This is a genomic window from Spiroplasma endosymbiont of Melieria omissa (genome assembly GCF_964031175.1).
GTDB lineage: Bacteria > Bacillota_I > Bacilli_A > Mycoplasmatales > VBWQ01 > Spiroplasma_E > Spiroplasma_E ixodetis_A.
In genome coordinates this window covers 383,908-400,925 of sequence record NZ_OZ035012.1, presented here as the reverse complement: position 1 = coordinate 400,925, position 17,018 = coordinate 383,908, and the positions used below count along the sequence as shown (strand labels likewise).

Annotated in this window: 25 protein-coding genes; 22 read left to right on the top strand and 3 right to left on the bottom strand. The window is 21.6% G+C overall.

The window, feature by feature from the left end:
- Nucleotides 1-8: 8 nt before the first annotated feature.
- The 13 genes from ACQH26_RS02650 (at nt 9) to ACQH26_RS02590 (ending at nt 7,553) form a co-directional block, all read left to right on the top strand.
- The gene (locus ACQH26_RS02650; RefSeq protein ID WP_425382769.1) at nt 9-1,496 is read left to right on the top strand and encodes a VWA domain-containing protein; all 1,488 of its coding nucleotides are present in this window, start codon (nt 9-11) and stop codon (nt 1,494-1,496) included.
- An 87-nt stretch (nt 1,497-1,583) separates the two neighbouring features.
- On the top strand, nt 1,584-2,219 hold the full coding sequence (locus ACQH26_RS02645; protein ID WP_425382768.1) for a hypothetical protein: 636 nt from the start codon (nt 1,584-1,586) through the stop codon (nt 2,217-2,219).
- Between the two features lie 152 nt (nt 2,220-2,371).
- Nucleotides 2,372-2,596, top strand: a complete 225-nt coding sequence (locus tag ACQH26_RS02640) for an ankyrin repeat domain-containing protein (RefSeq protein WP_425382767.1) — start codon at nt 2,372-2,374, stop codon at nt 2,594-2,596.
- A gap of 814 nt (nt 2,597-3,410) precedes the next feature.
- Nucleotides 3,411-3,770, top strand: coding sequence for a helix-turn-helix domain-containing protein (locus ACQH26_RS02635; protein WP_425381863.1), 360 nt, complete (start codon nt 3,411-3,413; stop codon nt 3,768-3,770).
- A gap of 162 nt (nt 3,771-3,932) precedes the next feature.
- Nucleotides 3,933-4,241 carry a transposase gene (locus ACQH26_RS02630; RefSeq protein ID WP_425382766.1) on the top strand — a complete coding sequence of 103 codons (309 nt, stop codon included), beginning with the start codon at nt 3,933-3,935 and terminating at the stop codon, nt 4,239-4,241.
- Between the two features lie 22 nt (nt 4,242-4,263).
- Nucleotides 4,264-4,542 (top strand): transposase, encoded by a 279-nt coding sequence (locus ACQH26_RS02625; RefSeq protein WP_425381925.1) that lies wholly within the window; start codon nt 4,264-4,266, stop codon nt 4,540-4,542.
- Nucleotides 4,543-4,583: 41 nt separating this feature from the next.
- Nucleotides 4,584-5,048, top strand: coding sequence for an IS3 family transposase (locus tag ACQH26_RS02620; RefSeq protein ID WP_425382765.1), 465 nt, complete (start codon nt 4,584-4,586; stop codon nt 5,046-5,048).
- A 225-nt stretch (nt 5,049-5,273) separates the two neighbouring features.
- Nucleotides 5,274-5,606, top strand: coding sequence for an IS3 family transposase (locus ACQH26_RS02615; protein WP_425381973.1), 333 nt, complete (start codon nt 5,274-5,276; stop codon nt 5,604-5,606).
- 340 nt (nt 5,607-5,946) lie between these two features.
- The gene (locus ACQH26_RS02610) at nt 5,947-6,240 is read left to right on the top strand and encodes a hypothetical protein (protein ID WP_425382764.1); all 294 of its coding nucleotides are present in this window, start codon (nt 5,947-5,949) and stop codon (nt 6,238-6,240) included.
- Between the two features lie 119 nt (nt 6,241-6,359).
- A complete protein-coding gene (locus ACQH26_RS02605) occupies nt 6,360-6,686 on the top strand; it encodes a hypothetical protein (protein ID WP_425382763.1) in 327 nt (108 codons plus the stop codon).
- Nucleotides 6,686-6,868 (top strand): hypothetical protein, encoded by a 183-nt coding sequence (locus tag ACQH26_RS02600; RefSeq protein ID WP_425382762.1) that lies wholly within the window; start codon nt 6,686-6,688, stop codon nt 6,866-6,868. Before ACQH26_RS02605 ends, ACQH26_RS02600 begins: the two co-directional genes overlap by 1 nt.
- 3 nt (nt 6,869-6,871) lie before the next feature.
- Nucleotides 6,872-7,054: a hypothetical protein gene (locus ACQH26_RS02595; RefSeq protein WP_425382761.1), complete on the top strand. Its 183-nt coding sequence runs from the start codon at nt 6,872-6,874 to the stop codon at nt 7,052-7,054.
- Between the two features lie 64 nt (nt 7,055-7,118).
- On the top strand, nt 7,119-7,553 hold the full coding sequence (locus tag ACQH26_RS02590; protein ID WP_425382760.1) for a hypothetical protein: 435 nt from the start codon (nt 7,119-7,121) through the stop codon (nt 7,551-7,553).
- Between the two features lie 122 nt (nt 7,554-7,675).
- Here the strand turns inward: ACQH26_RS02590 and ACQH26_RS02585 are convergent, their stop codons facing one another.
- From ACQH26_RS02585 to ACQH26_RS02575, 3 genes are all read right to left on the bottom strand, one after another.
- Nucleotides 7,676-7,984: a hypothetical protein gene (locus tag ACQH26_RS02585; RefSeq protein ID WP_425382759.1), complete on the bottom strand. Its 309-nt coding sequence runs from the start codon at nt 7,982-7,984 to the stop codon at nt 7,676-7,678.
- A 62-nt stretch (nt 7,985-8,046) separates the two neighbouring features.
- Nucleotides 8,047-10,998, bottom strand: coding sequence for a hypothetical protein (locus ACQH26_RS02580; RefSeq protein WP_425382758.1), 2,952 nt, complete (start codon nt 10,996-10,998; stop codon nt 8,047-8,049).
- A complete protein-coding gene (locus ACQH26_RS02575; protein WP_425382757.1) occupies nt 10,928-11,251 on the bottom strand; it encodes a hypothetical protein in 324 nt (107 codons plus the stop codon). Before ACQH26_RS02575 ends, ACQH26_RS02580 begins: the two co-directional genes overlap by 71 nt.
- A 271-nt stretch (nt 11,252-11,522) precedes the next feature.
- On the opposite strand from ACQH26_RS02575, the gene ACQH26_RS02570 reads away from it, so the two are divergent.
- The 9 genes from ACQH26_RS02570 to ACQH26_RS02530 all read left to right on the top strand — a co-directional run bounded on the left by ACQH26_RS02570 (nt 11,523) and on the right by ACQH26_RS02530 (nt 16,958).
- Nucleotides 11,523-11,882 (top strand): helix-turn-helix domain-containing protein, encoded by a 360-nt coding sequence (locus tag ACQH26_RS02570; protein ID WP_425381863.1) that lies wholly within the window; start codon nt 11,523-11,525, stop codon nt 11,880-11,882.
- Nucleotides 11,883-11,922: 40 nt separating this feature from the next.
- Nucleotides 11,923-12,411 carry an IS630 family transposase gene (locus ACQH26_RS02565; protein ID WP_425382141.1) on the top strand — a complete coding sequence of 163 codons (489 nt, stop codon included), beginning with the start codon at nt 11,923-11,925 and terminating at the stop codon, nt 12,409-12,411.
- 294 nt (nt 12,412-12,705) lie between these two features.
- Nucleotides 12,706-13,248 (top strand): translation initiation factor IF-3, encoded by a 543-nt coding sequence (gene infC, locus ACQH26_RS02560; protein WP_425382756.1) that lies wholly within the window; start codon nt 12,706-12,708, stop codon nt 13,246-13,248.
- A 16-nt stretch (nt 13,249-13,264) separates the two neighbouring features.
- Nucleotides 13,265-13,453, top strand: coding sequence for a 50S ribosomal protein L35 (rpmI, locus tag ACQH26_RS02555; protein WP_425382755.1), 189 nt, complete (start codon nt 13,265-13,267; stop codon nt 13,451-13,453).
- A gap of 16 nt (nt 13,454-13,469) precedes the next feature.
- Nucleotides 13,470-13,829: a 50S ribosomal protein L20 gene (gene rplT / locus ACQH26_RS02550; protein ID WP_252320320.1), complete on the top strand. Its 360-nt coding sequence runs from the start codon at nt 13,470-13,472 to the stop codon at nt 13,827-13,829.
- A gap of 233 nt (nt 13,830-14,062) precedes the next feature.
- Entirely contained in the window at nt 14,063-14,923 is an 861-nt protein-coding gene (locus ACQH26_RS02545; RefSeq protein ID WP_425382754.1) for a hypothetical protein, read from the top strand.
- Nucleotides 14,924-14,954: 31 nt separating this feature from the next.
- Nucleotides 14,955-15,458, top strand: a complete 504-nt coding sequence (locus tag ACQH26_RS02540; RefSeq protein WP_338960903.1) for a dUTP diphosphatase — start codon at nt 14,955-14,957, stop codon at nt 15,456-15,458.
- Nucleotides 15,459-15,493: 35 nt separating this feature from the next.
- Nucleotides 15,494-16,201 (top strand): M48 family metallopeptidase, encoded by a 708-nt coding sequence (locus tag ACQH26_RS02535; RefSeq protein WP_425382753.1) that lies wholly within the window; start codon nt 15,494-15,496, stop codon nt 16,199-16,201.
- The gene (locus ACQH26_RS02530; protein WP_425382752.1) at nt 16,179-16,958 is read left to right on the top strand and encodes a TrmH family RNA methyltransferase; all 780 of its coding nucleotides are present in this window, start codon (nt 16,179-16,181) and stop codon (nt 16,956-16,958) included. Before ACQH26_RS02535 ends, ACQH26_RS02530 begins: the two co-directional genes overlap by 23 nt.
- Nucleotides 16,959-17,018: the final 60 nt, after the last annotated feature.

Sequence of the window (17,018 nt, the reverse complement as noted above, 5' to 3'; positions counted from 1 at the left end):
TGATTAGTATGGAACAATTAATTGAATCCCATGTTTCACAAATTTTAGAAACTAAATTAAAAAAAATGTCTTTATCAGAAACAAATTTAAGTAGTTTTGCTTGATTTAAAAAAAATTTTGCTTGATTAACTCCGGAATTTGATCAACAAATTAGTCATTTTTATTTAAATGAAGTTTTAGAAAAAAGTAAAAATATTGTTATTAGTCCCATCATTAAAAGAGAATTACGATTATATTTCTGAGTTATGATTAATGGTATTGATAGATTAAAAAATAATTGACAAGAAATTTACACTAGGGCAAAAGCTCTTGATTCACTAATGATTAATTATTTTCATTATTTTCAAGAAAAATTTAAGGATCGTAAACTTAATAGTAAATTAACTTTTGATAATTTTACAAGACATTGAGAAAGTTTAATTGTTCAAAGAATTGTAAATTATAAGTTATTTGAAACTATGCAAATGCGTCAAAAGTATTTAACAATGTGAAGTAATAATATTAAAATTATTAATGAAGTAAGGCATATTGTTGGTTTTGCTTGAAATTTTTTTGGACGATTTTGAGAAGGAGATTTAAATGATTTTAAAAAAATTAATTTAAATACTATTATACAATATGGTGAAATTTTAAATAAGAATCCAGCTATTATTGAAATTGCTAGACTACTTGGTCGTTGAAAAGGAATTTCAGGTTTAACAGAAAAGCAGGTTCATCAAAAAGTACAAATTGAATATGAATTAAAGCCATTAGGAAAATGGCCTGAAGAAATAGTAGGAATTACCGAGGGTAAAGATTTAGAACATTTATTACCATTAGAATTAGTTAATCTTGCTATTCCAGAGTTAAATGCTATTTTTTATAAAAAATTTGTTGAAGAAAAGTTAGCAATTACAGAGTTTGAATCAATGGATTTAGTTGCCACTGAACATCTTGTTGAAGAAGTTGTAGAAGTACCAATTCCCGAAAGTGAAGGCCCTTTTATCTTATGCATTGATACATCTAAATCAATGAGTCATAGTCCGGAAATTATTGCAAAATCAATTGCGCTGGCTATTAGTAAAATTGCTTTACAAGAAAAAAGACCGTGCTATATGATTAATTTTTCTGGTAAATTTGAAACTTATGACTTATCTAATTTAGTTTCATCAATTCCTAATCTAATTCATTTTTTAGGTCATAGTTTTAAAGGACATACTAATATTAATCCAGCTATTAGTCATGCTTTAACAATTATGCAATCTAAGACATATCATAATGCAGACTTATTGGTAGTTTCTGATTTTTTATCTGCTAATATTACTAAAAATAATATTAATTTAATGTTACAACTAAAAGCAAAAGCTAATCGCTTTCATGCTATTAATATTGCTTCTTCAACATTACCTAATAATTTTGAAAAATATTTTACTAATTATTGACATTATGATCCTCGTGATCCATTTGCTGCGCGAAAAATTGCATTAAATTTAGCTAAAACTAAAAATAAATCTTAATCTTAATTTTGATAGTTATTTTTTGCTTTAATAATGATAAAATATTATTAAAGGGAAAAAATAAACTGATAATGAGAGATGGATAACATGAAAAAAAATAATTTAATTTTAAGTAAAACATTAGTTATTATTAGTGTTTTAACAGTAACAATTAGTTTATCAATTTTTCCATTATTTAATTGGGGTGTTCCATTAAAAAACAATATTGCTATTATTATTACTTTAATCGTTAATAAAGAACCAATTACTAGTAGTTTTTATAAACAATTAATGACTAGTGATAGTATAGTTTCTTTATATACTTTTGGAACATTATTGATTTTTAATTTAACTTATTTAATACCATTAATTTTTATTAAAAAACCTTTTTCAAGATCAGTTTTTGCTATACACATGTTATTAATAACCTTAGTATTGATACTTTTTGTATTAGTACTTTTTAATTACTTTAATATTAGAAATTTTCAAACTATTCCTTTTAAAGATTTATGAACAATTCCTTGAGCAGGTATTGGTTTAAGTTTACTTACTATTTTTTGATATGGCTTAAAAAATTTATGAGTTAATCCTCCACAATTATCAAAAAAAACTAATGATTATAGTAAAAACAAAAAAGAAGAAATTAAAAGTGATGATTTACCATCATATGAAGATTTACAATTACAATTGAAAATGTTAAAAAAACAATTAAAAGAAGTTAGAAATATTAAAACTAAGAAATAATAAAAGTATTTTAGACTTTTAATTAGATCATTAGCAAACTTTGTTTTTTGATATTTGTTGTTGGTTGATTACTAGAGTTAGGTGAATTTATTTCATTTTTACTTGAGTTTAAAATTCATGATTGCTATTGAAGAAGGTAATTTAAAAAAACTATGAAATTAGTAAAAAATGGCGCCAATGTCAATTATAGAAACTTTAAATATTCCATTTGTAAAAAACTTACCGGTAAAGTGACTTCTTATCCAGATAAAAATACTAGTGGTAATACTCCATTAACAAAAGCCGCCAAAAAAGGATATTTAAATATAGTTAAATTTTTAGTTGAAAACGATGCCAATGTTAATCATATAATTAATTATAATAGACTTACTGCATAACGTTTTTAAGTTTTAATGATAAATTATAAAATCCTGCAATTAAATTAAATCTTAAAAATATTCGTTTTCTACCTTTTCTAAATTTATAACCAATAATTTTAAAACATTTTAAAAATGCAAAAACATGTTCAATTTTTCTGCGAGTTTTATTAATAATCTTATTAAAAATTTTAATTTTACTTGTTTTAGGATTATTTTTACTAGTTTTAATGGGTAAAAATGTATTAGGACGGTTGTCAAATTTACGAAATAATTAATTATCATATTAGTAACTTATTTCCAAAAATGAATTATTTGAAAAATAATGAAAAATTAGACAAAATTACTCTCTTTAACCCTTAAATTTAAATTTATTATATTCGACGTATTTAAAAAAATATACATTTAAAAAAAATAAAAATTATTCTCAAAGTTATTAAGGAAAAAGGCAAGAAATAATCTTGTCTTTTTTTTGTAATTGTAAAATTTTAAAATTTTTAATAACTTTCTTTAATACTATTATCAACACGTGTTAAGGAATTAAAAAAGTGAACCATAACACAGTTGTTCAAAATAGTGGCTAGCATGTGGACTTGCATGAATAAATAATAAGTGGAGTGATACCTAATAAAATATACTAACCATTTAATGGTAATTCTTGGGGTGGGAGCGAATTGGAAACTAGTATATATAGACCTGTTGTAGGGACCTATTATAGCTAACTAAAGTAATATTTACTCATAAATAATGTAAAATAATAATATGTAATTTAAACAGTTTTTGAATTTAAAAGTACAATTCAGCAATAATTAAAATAGATTAGGAAGATTAAATTATGCCAAAACCATACAGTGAAGACTTACGAAGAAAAGTAATAGAAGCTTATGAAAGTAAAAATATGAAAATTAAAGAAATTTGTAAAGTGTTCAATATCACTAGAAAGACTTTATTTTTATGAAGAAAAAGAAAAAAAGAAACTGGGCATATAAAACCAATTTTGAATTATCAAAAAGGACATAGCCACAAAATAAAGGATTTAGATGAATTAAAAAATTATTTAGCAGAAAATAAAGATGTTACAGTTCAAAAAGTAATTGATAAATTTGGAAATATGACTAAAGAAACAGTTTATAACTATTTTAAAAAACTAAATTATACATATAAAAAAAACTTTTCTATATGAACAAAGAGATAAAAATAAACAAGAAGATTTTTTAAAAGAAATAGCTAAAATAATGAATGAAGATTTAGTATATATTGATGAATCTGGAATTGATGATAATGAATTTATAAATATGGTTGATCTGAAAAAGGTAAAAGATTATTTGATAATAAACCCGCATATAAAATAAAGAGAATGAGTATAATTGGTTCACTAAATAAAGGTAAATTAAAAGCCTTATGAGCATTTGAAGGACATTGCAATAGTAAAATTTTTGAATCATATGTTAAAAATAAACTAATTCCAGTATTAAAGCGTGGACAAATTATAGTTTTAGATAATGCAACGTTTCATAAATCTAAATTAACACAACAATTAATTGAAAATGCTGGATGCAAACTATTATTTCTTCCGCCATATTCTCCTAATTTAAATCCAATTGAACATTTTTGGATGGGTTACACTTTATTGGACACTAATTACGTAGACAAGTGAACAAATTAGTTGAAAGAAAGGAACTATAATTATGGCCAATATTAATTCATATACCGATGAATTTAAAAAACAAATAGTAGCTTTATATCAAAGCGGCAAATCAGTATCTTACCTTGCTAAAGAATATAATGTTACAAGAGCAGCTACTTATAATTGAATTAAGCAATTTACTAATTCAGGTAGTTTTAAAGCTAAAGATAATCGTTCTGTTGAAGAAAATGAATTAATTAAATTAAGAAAAGAATTAAAACAATTAAGAATGGAAAATGATATTTTAAAGCAAGCAGCACTAATAATAGGCAGAAAATAGAAATTATTACAAACAATAAGTTTAAATATAAAATTCGCACAATGTGTCATTTTTTAAAAATTTCTAAATCAACATATTATTTTAATTTAAAGAAAAAAGAAAATAAAATTCAAAATAATATTTATGATGAAGCTATTATTAGTGCTTTTAAAGAAAATAAATGTGTTTATGGAACAAGAAGATTAAAAGTAATATTAGAAAACCAAGAAATTTATTTATCAAGACGAAAAATTAAAGAAATTATGAATAAGCATAATTTAATATCAAAATACACTAAATTATCATTCAAAAATCATAATAACAAAGTAAATGATGAAAAAATCACTAATCTTGTGAATAGAAACTTTAATAATAGGCTTAAAAATGAAGTTATTGTCAGTGATTTAACTTATGTTCAAGTTAATGGTAAATGAAACTATATTTGCTTATTAATTGACCTATTTAACCGCGAAATTATTGGACATAGTGTAAGAACCTGTTTAGGATCTTTTTTGATTAATTTTTAATAAAATTTATATTATAATGGTTATTTTATAATAAAAAATAGATTTTTAGTCGATAAGTTTTCAAATGATAAAATCTTTTTAACAAAAAAATGAAAAAGAAAATAAATTATTGGTTAAGTACCTATTTATAAATGATTATTTCTTGTTTTAGTTAAATTCTATTAAAAAGATCCTAAACAGGTTCTAAGTACTAGAAAAGATACCTTATTAGTACATCAAGCATTTATGCAATCAAATCGCTGTTTAAAAGATATTCAAATATTTCATAGTGATTGTGGTAATGAATTTAATAATAAAATTATTGATAAACTTTTACTAGCATTCAATATTACTCGCTCTTTAAGCAAAAAAGGTTGTCCTTATGACAATGCTGTTGCTGAAGCAACTTTTAAAACTTTCAAAACTGAATTTATTAATGATAAAAATTTTAGATCATTAATCCAATTAAAATTAGAATTATTTGATTACATCAATTGATACAACAACATAAGAATCCACAGCACTTTAAACTACTTAACTCCAGTTAATTATCAAAAACAAATGTCTACCAAAAAATAGTCCTAAAAAGTGTTGCCATTCCATAAATTGTAAATATTTATGAAAGCCAATAGAAACAAATACTCAACATACAAATGATATATGAAAACCAATATTAATTAAAAGTTATAATTTTAAAAAGTATGATATTAAAACTGCATTAGAATTAAAATGAAAAATTAGAAGTATTATTATACCTAATATTGATACAAAACTAGATAATACTTATCCATGATTAGAAAAATTTGATTTAATTATTGAACGTGGTACTTTTCATAGTAAAAATGGTATTGGTTATGAAACACAAGAACATTTACGTGGTTTTATTGCTGGACAATTTAATAAATTATTAACAAAAGATATGTTAATAAGTAATACAGAATGATGATCATATTATGAAAAAAATTATAAAGAAATAATAGAAATATTAACACATGAAATTATGAATAATTTTATTAAAGAAAATAATATTAAAAATATAAATATTAATAAAAAAATATATAAAAAATGAATAATTTATCTTAAAAAAGAATTATCTTTTAAATTAGCAAATTATTTAAAAAATAATTATAATTGAGAACCTATTATTAATAATCATGATGAAGCAGATAGTTTATTAATTGGTTGATATTATTTAAATAAGGAGAATAATTAATGACACCAGTAGAAATATGAATACTTAGTTTAGTAACCGTAATAATTGGAGTATTAGTTTTATTTGGAATTACTGTATTTATTGCATATTTAATAGATTTAATAAAAGGAGAATAAATAATGTTTATAGTAACTGGATGACAATGTGATTATTATGAAAATAATATAAGATGTGAAAATTATAGTAAAATTCAACCACATAAAGATTTTAATAATAATAGAGTTTATTGTGAAAATCATTGAAAAATAGTTAATAAAATAAATCAAGAAAGAAAAGAATTTGCTATAAAACAATATAAACAAAAATTAATTGATTATTTAAATTTATGTATTGAAATGGATAATAAAAGATTAATAACTAAACTTTATAATGAAAATTATATAAATGGTTCAATAGAACAAACAAATGTAATTTTACAATTAATAAAGAATGGAGTATTTGATTAATGCAAAAACAAAAAGAAGAAAAAGTATTATTAAAATGTATTGTTAAAGATTGTAATAGTAAAGTATTAGTTACTTTAAAAACTGTAAATATAGAAGATAGTATAATTCAATTTTTTAATATGTGTTATTTTCATAAAAAACAATTTAAAAATAAAGTAAAAGAAATTAAAAATAAGGAGTAAATAATGACTAAACGTGAATTTTTAATTAAATGAAAAATTGATAAAGATAAAAATATTAAATTAGATTTTGAAAATGATTTAATTTATGAAAATATAGCATTATCAAGTTCATATAGTGATAATTTTATAAATGAAATAATTGAATTATTAAATGATTATAAAAATGTTGAATGAGATAATAATTAAATTATACATATTTAGTAAATATTTATGATATAAAAATAATATAAACTTAATATAAGTTTTTATTTTGAAAGGAGAAAAAATGATTATAGAATTTTTAATCGCAGAAGAAAAAATCAAAGAAGAATTAGATAAAATAATTACTAATAAAAACCAATTTACTTCAGAAGTTATTAAAGAAAAACTTGAAGTTATTAAAGAAAAACTTAAAACATTAGATAAAAAAATTGAAAAAGAAATAAAAGTTAGTAAATTTAAAAAAATTATTTATTCAATATTCAAAATATTTACTTTTGGAAAAATTGATAAAAATAAAATTATTAACAAAAAAAATAATTTTCTTAATAAAATCAAAAATAAAATTAATAAAAATGTTCAAACAATAAAAGAATTATATATAAGGAAAACAAATCCAATAAATATAGATGTTAATGAAATTAATGATAACTTTAATAATGAATTATTAATAAATTCAAAGAAATCTAATTTAATAAAAGTATAAAAAAAGTTACCTTAATTGGTAACTTTTTAATTAGGTGCCAACCTAACAACAATGTAAAATTGAGAACTTTTTTATTTCATATACTTACAAAAGTAAGTTCAATATATTATAACATGAAATATTTAAGATTGTGGGGAAATATTATTTTGTTTAGGTTTTATTTTATTTTTTGTAACTTTTAAAATTACTCAACCTATAAAAAAACCAATAGAAACCACAAATCATAAAGATAACATTTTAATTAAAAACATTCTTCCACTACTAAAATATTTAGTCATATCATCAGTAATAATACTTACATTATCATAAAATTTATCTCAATAGATTAATGTTCCTAAATAATAAATTGATATAATTAAATAAATAAAACTAATAACTATTAATCATGTTTTTTTTTCTTTAAATTTTATTTTTTTTAAAATATTTTTCATATAATAGTACTCCATAAAAATATTTATCATAAACATAATTATTTTAACATATAAAATTATTTTTATCTTGAATTTAAAATTATTTTATAAATATTAGTTTTAATATTACTGATATATCTTTTTCCATGTGTATATATTAAATTGTTTTTTCAATCATTTATACATTCAATTTTACCTAAATTTGCTTGTAAATAAAAATTTCATTTTAGATGTTTATTATCAACAATACTCATCGCAATATATGAATTTGTTTCATAATTTTTATTTACTGTTCTTCCTAAACTTCCAAAATGTACTGATAGATTAAATTCATAACCAGTTAAATTATATGGCATTAAATTATTATTACTATAATTATAAATATATGCTAATCCATTTTCATCATTATTATCATTTGGATGTAAAAATTCTTGTTTATATTCATTAATTGTTGGATTATTATTACTTAATATTAAATCTTTTAAATCAATAGTTTTACTTATGTTTTCACTTTTTGCCGGTCTAAAAGTTTCGTTTGTAGAATATACTACTAATTTATTATCATGAGAATTTTTTATTTCTTCCTTTGTTTCAATAACATAATCGTAATAAATAGTTATTGATTTATAATATCTTTTTAAATCATTAAAAGTATTAATTAATAAAGTTGGGTCTAATAATAATTTTAAATCAACTTCATAATTACCTAATTTATTTGAATTATTAGTAAGTCAAACATTAAAATTAGGTTTGTATGATTCCGAACTTGTATCAATTAATGATACATCGTTTGCTGTCATTTCTATTTTTAAATCTGGAATAATAATTATTGATTTTGCTATATTTTGAGGACTTGGTGGTAATATTTTTGCTGGATAACTAAATGTTGTTTCTTCAGTTTCACTATATTCATCATGATTTAATTTATACAAAGTAGTTCAATTAAAAGCATTTCCAGTTAATGCACCCATATTATTATATCTAAACTGAGCAACTGATATTTCATTATAATCACCTTGATAAGTAAAAGGATTATCACTATAAAATGTATGTCTTTCTTCACCTTGATGTAATGATTGAGTTACAATTGTATCAATAATATAAGCATAATTTGAACCATCAATAACACCATTACTTGTAGGATTTCATTGAGTTTCAGTATCTTCATTTGTAAAAGGACTTGCAATATCTAAAAATTCAGTATCTTCTGCTAAAATATAAACTTTATTATTTTTCTTTTGTGATAAATCAACTGTACTTATTTGTTCTTTTATAGTTAATTTTTCTCCATTTTCTGGATTTCATGGATAAACACTTACTCTATCACTTAATTTCATTGTCATAGCAGTTGTTGAAACATTTGCACCTAATAATTTACCAATAGTAAAATCATTATCATTTGTAAATGCATTTAATGGAATTAAACCACCATTACCAATAATACTTTCTAAATTACTTGTAAAAAATGCACTCATAAAACCATTAAAATATAACATTTTTTTATATTGTTGAACATTTTGAGTAATAACTCAACTACTTCATATACCTAATGTTAAAGCATTTAATAATTTACCAATTAAAGGAATATCACTTAAAGCAAAAGGTAATCATTGTTGACTATCATAAGGCATTTGAATTAAAGGACTAAATACTACACTATTAAAATTTAATATAGCAGACATATATTTTTGTGATATTTTACTATAATCTACAGTTGGACTTCCTATAATTAAATGAGTATCTGGGTCTTTATATTTAAAATTACTACTCATATCAACATTATAATTACCTGTTAAATTATTTATATTTCATTCACTATCTCAAAAAAATTTAGCTTCTCCTATTGCTGTACCATTACTTTTAATTGCTTTATCTTTATCAAATGCTAACATACCTTTAAAATCTTTTGTTACAAATAAATTTTCTTGAAAATTTAATGAAGTTTTTAATCATTCTTTAAAATCTTTAAAATTAGTAAATCCAGTTGGTTTTGCGTCCATAATATTATAAAATGTAGTTTCTGGATGACTACTTGTAGTTATTTTATCATTTATTCCAGAAAGTAAACCACCATTATTTTTAATATCTGTTGTAGAATGGTCATTATTACCAGCAATAAATAATCTTCTTGAAGCAAATACTTTACTTTCAAATATTTCTTCATTATTTTGTTGAATTGGTTCTTGTCCTTGAATTATTGGTCTTCCATAATAATAACAACTTGATAATAATTCTAATCCATAACTTTGTCTATGACTATAACGTACACCAATATCTTTCATTAAAGTACGATTTAAAGTTACTTTTCCTTGTTGAATAGTAGGAAAAGCATAACCACTACCCGGGCTTGCATATTGTACAAAATCAAGTGTATTTTGACCACTACTAATTACTCTATCATTTAAACTACTAAAAGTTAAAACTTGCATACTAAATGCACCATTATAAGGACTATAATAATTTGTTACATTTGAAATATATAATAATTGTCTATCTTGATTTTTTGAAGAATTACCACCAATATTTTCATTTTCATCATTAAATACACAAAAAAATTGTAAATAATCATCAATTGTAATATGTTCTTCAAACATTACTAAAGTATATTGTCTTTTAGTTTGTACTGTTTTAAATATTTGATTATTAGGTAAATTACTAAAATCAACACCACTTGTATCATCAATTAAATAAGCATTTCAATAATCACCAATTTTATATTGTTTTGTATAAAATTCATCTTGTTCACTAGGTTTATGAGTTATAGGGTCAATTTTACCTTTATTTTTTTGATATATTTTTGTACTATTTTTTCAAATACATACAACTGGAGTATTACCAGTTAATATTAATTCATATTGACCAAAATCACTTATTTTACTATTAATAGGTTTATAACCAGTTTCAGTTAAAGGTATAGCACCATTATTAATAACAAATGGAAATATTTTTCAATAACTACATCTTTTAATTAGCAATTGTTGTCTTTTTAATTGAAGATGTAGATGTTTCATTAATTGAATTTGTTGATGTATCATTTTCATTTTCTCCTAATAATTTTATTTCTTCTTTATCTTCTTCCATTATTTCTTTATAATGTTTTTTTGCTTGTTGTTTTGTTACTTCATCTAATTCAGCAATAGCTTGTGTATATGATATTGTTCTATCTGCTAATCTTTGACTAATCATTTCTTGTTTTAATAATTGGTCAGTCATAGCAATAGGTAAAAATTTAAAACTATAAGGTCTATCACCAATACCATTTCATAATTTTTCATAAATTAATAACATATCAAAAAATCTATAAAAATAATATGAATAATGACTTATTTTAGTTTCTGTTGTTTCCATATCATTTTTATTATTAAATAATGATTTAGTTTTATTTTCATAATTTACACCAGAAAATTCATTATAATCATACCCTGCACCATTTCATATATAGCTAACTAAAGTAATATTTACTCATAAATAATGTAAAATAATAATATGTAATTTAAACAGTTTTTGAATTTAAAAGTACAATTCAGCAATAATTAAAATAGATTAGGAAGATTAAATTATGCCAAAACCATACAGTGAAGACTTACGAAGAAAAGTAATAGAAGCTTATGAAAGTAAAAATATGAAAATTAAAGAAATTTGTAAAGTGTTCAATATCACTAGAAAGACTTTATTTTTATGAAGAAAAAGAAAAAAAGAAACTGGGCATATAAAACCAATTTTGAATTATCAAAAAGGACATAGCCACAAAATAAAGGATTTAGATGAATTAAAAAATTATTTAGCAGAAAATAAAGATGTTACAGTTCAAAAAGTAATTGATAAATTTGGAAATATGACTAAAGAAACAGTTTATAACTATTTTAAAAAACTAAATTATACATATAAAAAAAACTTTTCTATATGAACAAAGAGATAAAAATAAACAAGAAGATTTTTTAAAAGAAATAGCTAAAATAATGAATGAAGATTTAGTATATATTGATGAATCTGGAATTGATGATAATGAATTTTATAAATATGGTTGATCTGAAAAAGGTAAAAGATTATTTGATAATAAACCCGCATATAAAATAAAGAGAATGAGTATAATTGGTTCACTAAATAAAGGTAAATTAAAAGCCTTATGAGCATTTGAAGGACATTGCAATAGTAAAATTTTTGAATCATATGTTAAAAATAAACTAATTCCAGTATTAAAGCGTGGACAAATTATAGTTTTAGATAATGCAACGTTTCATAAATCTAAATTAACACAACAATTAATTGAAAATGCTGGATGCAAACTATTATTTCTTCCGCCATATTCTCCTAATTTAAATCCAATTGAACATTTTTGATTTGCTATAAAACATAATATAAGAAAAATATTACCAAATTATTGACCAAATATTAAAAAAGCGATTGATTTTGTTTTTGAAGATATGAGTAAACATTACTTTAGTTAGCTATATAAGTAATTAGTATTAAAATTAATAAAAATAAAAGACTTGCTTGCTAATTATATAGTAAGTTTTTTTATTTTTATTTAATTTTATGTACTAACATATTAAAAAAATCTTGTAATTTATTAAAAATCTAATATAATAATACTTGACATAAAGAAAGTAGTTTTTACGCTCACCTGATAACTAAGTTGTTATAGGTTCAATGCTTTAAATTTTTATTTTTAAAATAAAGTTTTGTAGTGGTGAGTGTGCGTTTTAGCACACTTTTATTTATGCAAATTAAAGGAGGTATGTATGGCTTTTAAAAATAATGATAATTTATGAAATAGTAATATTCCCTTTTATGAATTTTTATTAATTGGTAATGATGGTACTAATTATGGTTTAATAAAAAAAAATGATGCTTTAAAAAAAGCAGAAGATTTAGGATATGACCTATTATGTATATCACCAAATGCTAAACCACCTGTTTGTAAAATGTTAAAATTTGATACATATCGTTTTGAACAAAAAAAAAAGGAAAAAGAAGTTAAAAAAGCACAAAAATTAACGATTGTTGAAGAAAAAGAAATTCGACTAAGTGTTGTTATTGATAACAATGATATTAAAACAAAGGCAAATAAGGCTCGTAAATTTCTAAGTAATGGTAACAAAGTAAAAGTTACATTAAAATATCGTGGTCGTGAATTACATAATCCTGAAGCAGGATTTGAAGTAATTACAAAATTTTATAAAGAATTAGAAGATATTTGTATTTATGATAGAAACTTTGATAAAAAAGAAAAAAATATACAAACTATTTATCTTTTTCCAAAAAAGAAAAATCAAGAAAATTAACAATAGGAGGTAAAATATGCCAAAAATGAAAACAAAAAAAACTTTAAAAAAAAGAATTAAAGTAACAGGAAGTGGTAAATGAATGCGTAGTGGTGCTTTTGTTTCTCACTTAGCTCAAAATAAAACAACAAAACAAAAACGTCAATTACGTGGGTGAAGTGAAGTATCTGCTTCTGACTATAAGCGTTTAAAAGATTTAATTTAGGAAGGTGACAAAATAAATGGCTAGAGTTAAAGGTGGTTATACAACTAATCATCGTCGTAAAAAAATACTAAAAGCAGCAAAAGGATATTATGGAGCAAAACATAGTTTATATCGTACAGCAAATGAACAAGTAATGAACTCATTAGCATATGCTTATCGTGATCGTAAAAATTGTAAACGTGAGTTTCGCAAGTTATGAATTCAAAGAATTAATGCAGCTGTTCGTAATTATGATTTATCATATTCACGTTTTATTGATGGCTTAAATAAAGCTAATATTAATCTTAATCGTAAAATATTGTCTGAGTTATCAATTAATCAACCAGAAGAATTTGAGAAATTAGTTTTGGCATCAAAATCTGCTTTAGCAAAATAATTAATTGCAAATTTTATATAAATTAAAAACACTTATAATAAATTTAATTTATTTCAAGTGTTTTTAATTTATATAAAATTATGATAAGTTTTGGAAATGTATTTAATATAAATTTCAAAGAATATTTTTTTATCACAAACTTTGTTTTATAATATATTTAATGGTAAAATTAAAAAATAAATTCGCTTCTTAGTATAAAAATAAGAAAGAAATTTAAAAAAGAGGGGGCCATTATGCAATTTGTTTTTCTTGGATTTTTTGATGGTAATCCACAAGCAGTTATTAATCCTTTATTTGGTATGTATTATTGAATTGGCTTATCTATATCATTATTCTTGATAATTAGTTTATTTATTTTTAAAAGGTTTTATGCTAATTTAAGTAAGTGCTATAGTTTTAAATGTAGTTTAGGTATTTTTCAAATACTTTTATATATTAGTTTTTATATTGTTCATGGATTGAATGGTGATAATTATCAATGGTATGATTATTTTCCTTTTCAATTATGTTCGGTATTAAATATTACTAATGGTATATTATTAATTATTCCTAATAAAAGTTTATTTAATATTACTTTTCCTTTAATTGGTCCTGTTATTTTGGCATTTTTATTACCAGATAAAACAAAATGAGTTTTTGGTCCACAGCATTTTCTTTATTGAAATTATTATTTTATTCATATTATTATTCTTTTTTCTTATTTACTTTTATATTTATATGGTCATATTGAATATGACAAAATATATATCAAAAAAAGTATATTATATTTAACTTTATTTGGTGGTGGTGTTTTTATTTTTAATACTTCTTTTGGTACTAATTACTTATTTATTGGAAATGCTGGTTATACAGCAATTTTTGGTAAAAAAGTATTAGACACTTCAGTGTGGTTACCAATTTTACGTTTTACATTTATGTCTGTTGTTGGTATTTCATTACTAGTTTTAACATATATTTTTATTATAAAAACTTTATCTCCTTTTTATTTAGAAAAAGGAACAAAAATTAATCCTATTTACAAAGATAAAAAATCATTAATTACAAAATTTTATAAAAAATTAAATTTAAAAGATAAAAAAATAATGAAATCTTAATTAATAATTAAAAAAAGAAAGTGAGTTAATTATGTTAAATTCAAAACAATTTTCAACAATTATCCAACTTCAAAATGAGTTAGATAAAAAAATAATTATTAATCGCGGTGTTAGCGATATTAAAACATTAAATTCTAGATTTTTAGCACTTTTAGTTGAATTAGGTGAATTTGCAAATGAACAAAGATGTTTTAAATATTGAAGTTCAAAACCAAGTAGTGAAAAATCAGTAATGCTTGAAGAATATATTGATAGTCTTCATTTTATTCTTAGTATCGGTAATAGCCTTAATATTGATTTTCAAAATTTTAGTTTTTCAGAAAAAACAAATTATCAAGATCTTAATCTTGCATTCATTGATTTATTTGCTTTTGTTACAACTTTTTTTAAATCAAAATCAAGTAATGATTTTTTTGAATTATTAAATATTTATTTTACAATTGGTAAAAAATGTAACTTTAATAGTGAAGACATTATTTCTTGTTATATTTATAAAAATGAAATAAATCATTTACGACAATCACAAAATTATTAATGGAAATAAGTGATCGTTTTATTTAGGAGATTAAAATGACTAATGTTAAAATTTTCAATTATAATAATACAAAATGAGAGTACATTATTACATATAAACAACAAAAACATATGTATTTAAAAGTGCGCAACGATCAAATTATTATTAGTGCTCCATTTTTTATGCAAGAAAAATTAATTGAAGATTTCATTTTAAAAAGTTTACCTAAAATTTTAAAAAAGAAAACTATATTAAAACCCAATATTGTTATTAATAATAATGACAGTTATCTTTATTTTTTAAGTAAAAAATATAAATTAATTACTAAGTATCATTCAAAAAAAACCATTATTTATTTTGAATTTAATAATTTGGTAGTATGCACAAATATTCAAGATGATAAGCAAATATTAATTAAAATTCAAAAATTTTTAAAAGAAGAGTCAAAAAATATTTTTATGAGTCGTTTACAATATTGATCAGAAATTATGAATATTGAGTTTTCAGTACTAAAAATTCGTTCGATGTTAAATAAATGAGGTGTTTGTCAACCAAATACTAAAATCATTACACTTAATTATAAATTAATTCATTTTGATTATGCTGTAATTGATTATGTTATAATTCATGAGTTAACGCATATAATTCATGCTCATCATAAAAAAACATTTTGAAATTTTGTTGCTCAATATTGTCCAGATATTCAAGATTGTCAAAAAATATTAAAACAAGGAGTTATGGATGAAACAAATAACCTCACTTAAAAATCCAATAATTCAAGAATTAGTTTTATTACATGAAAGAAAACATCGCAATGTTAAAAAAAAGTTTTTAATTGAAGGAGAACATTTAATTAGTATTGCATTATTAAAAAAAAGATTACTTACAATATATGTTGATGAGAAGTATTTAGACAAATATGCAAATTTATTAAAAGATTGTAATAATATTGAAGTTATTGTTGTAAATAGTATGATTATTAAAAAAATTTCACAACAAAAAACACCACAACCAATAATTGGCGTTTGTAATATTGTTAAACCTTTAAATTATTTTTATTCTTCTCATATTATTCTAATTGATACAATTCAAGATCCAGGTAATTTAGGAAATATTTTACGCAGTGTTACTGCTTTTAATATCTCTGAAGTATATTTATCGAATGAAAGCGTTGATTTATATAATCACAAAGTAATTAGTGCAAGTCAAGGAGCTATTTTTTATACTAATGTGTATTATGAAAATTTTGATCAATTTTTATTAAAAGTAAAAAATGCAAATTATATGATTTATGGTACATTTCTACATGAAGATAATAGTACTAATTTATCTGAAATTACCTTTAAGCAAAAGAATGCTTTTTTATTTGGCAATGAAGGACAAGGCATTAATAAAAAGTATAAAGATAAAATTAATAGTAATATTTTTATTCCAACTTCTTTTAATGTTGAATCATTAAATTTAGCAACAAGTATAGCAATAGTAACGTATTGCTTATTTACTAGTAATATATTAAAATAAATTATACTTATTTTGAATTATAAAAATTTAATTATACATATTAACAAATTAATGGAGGAA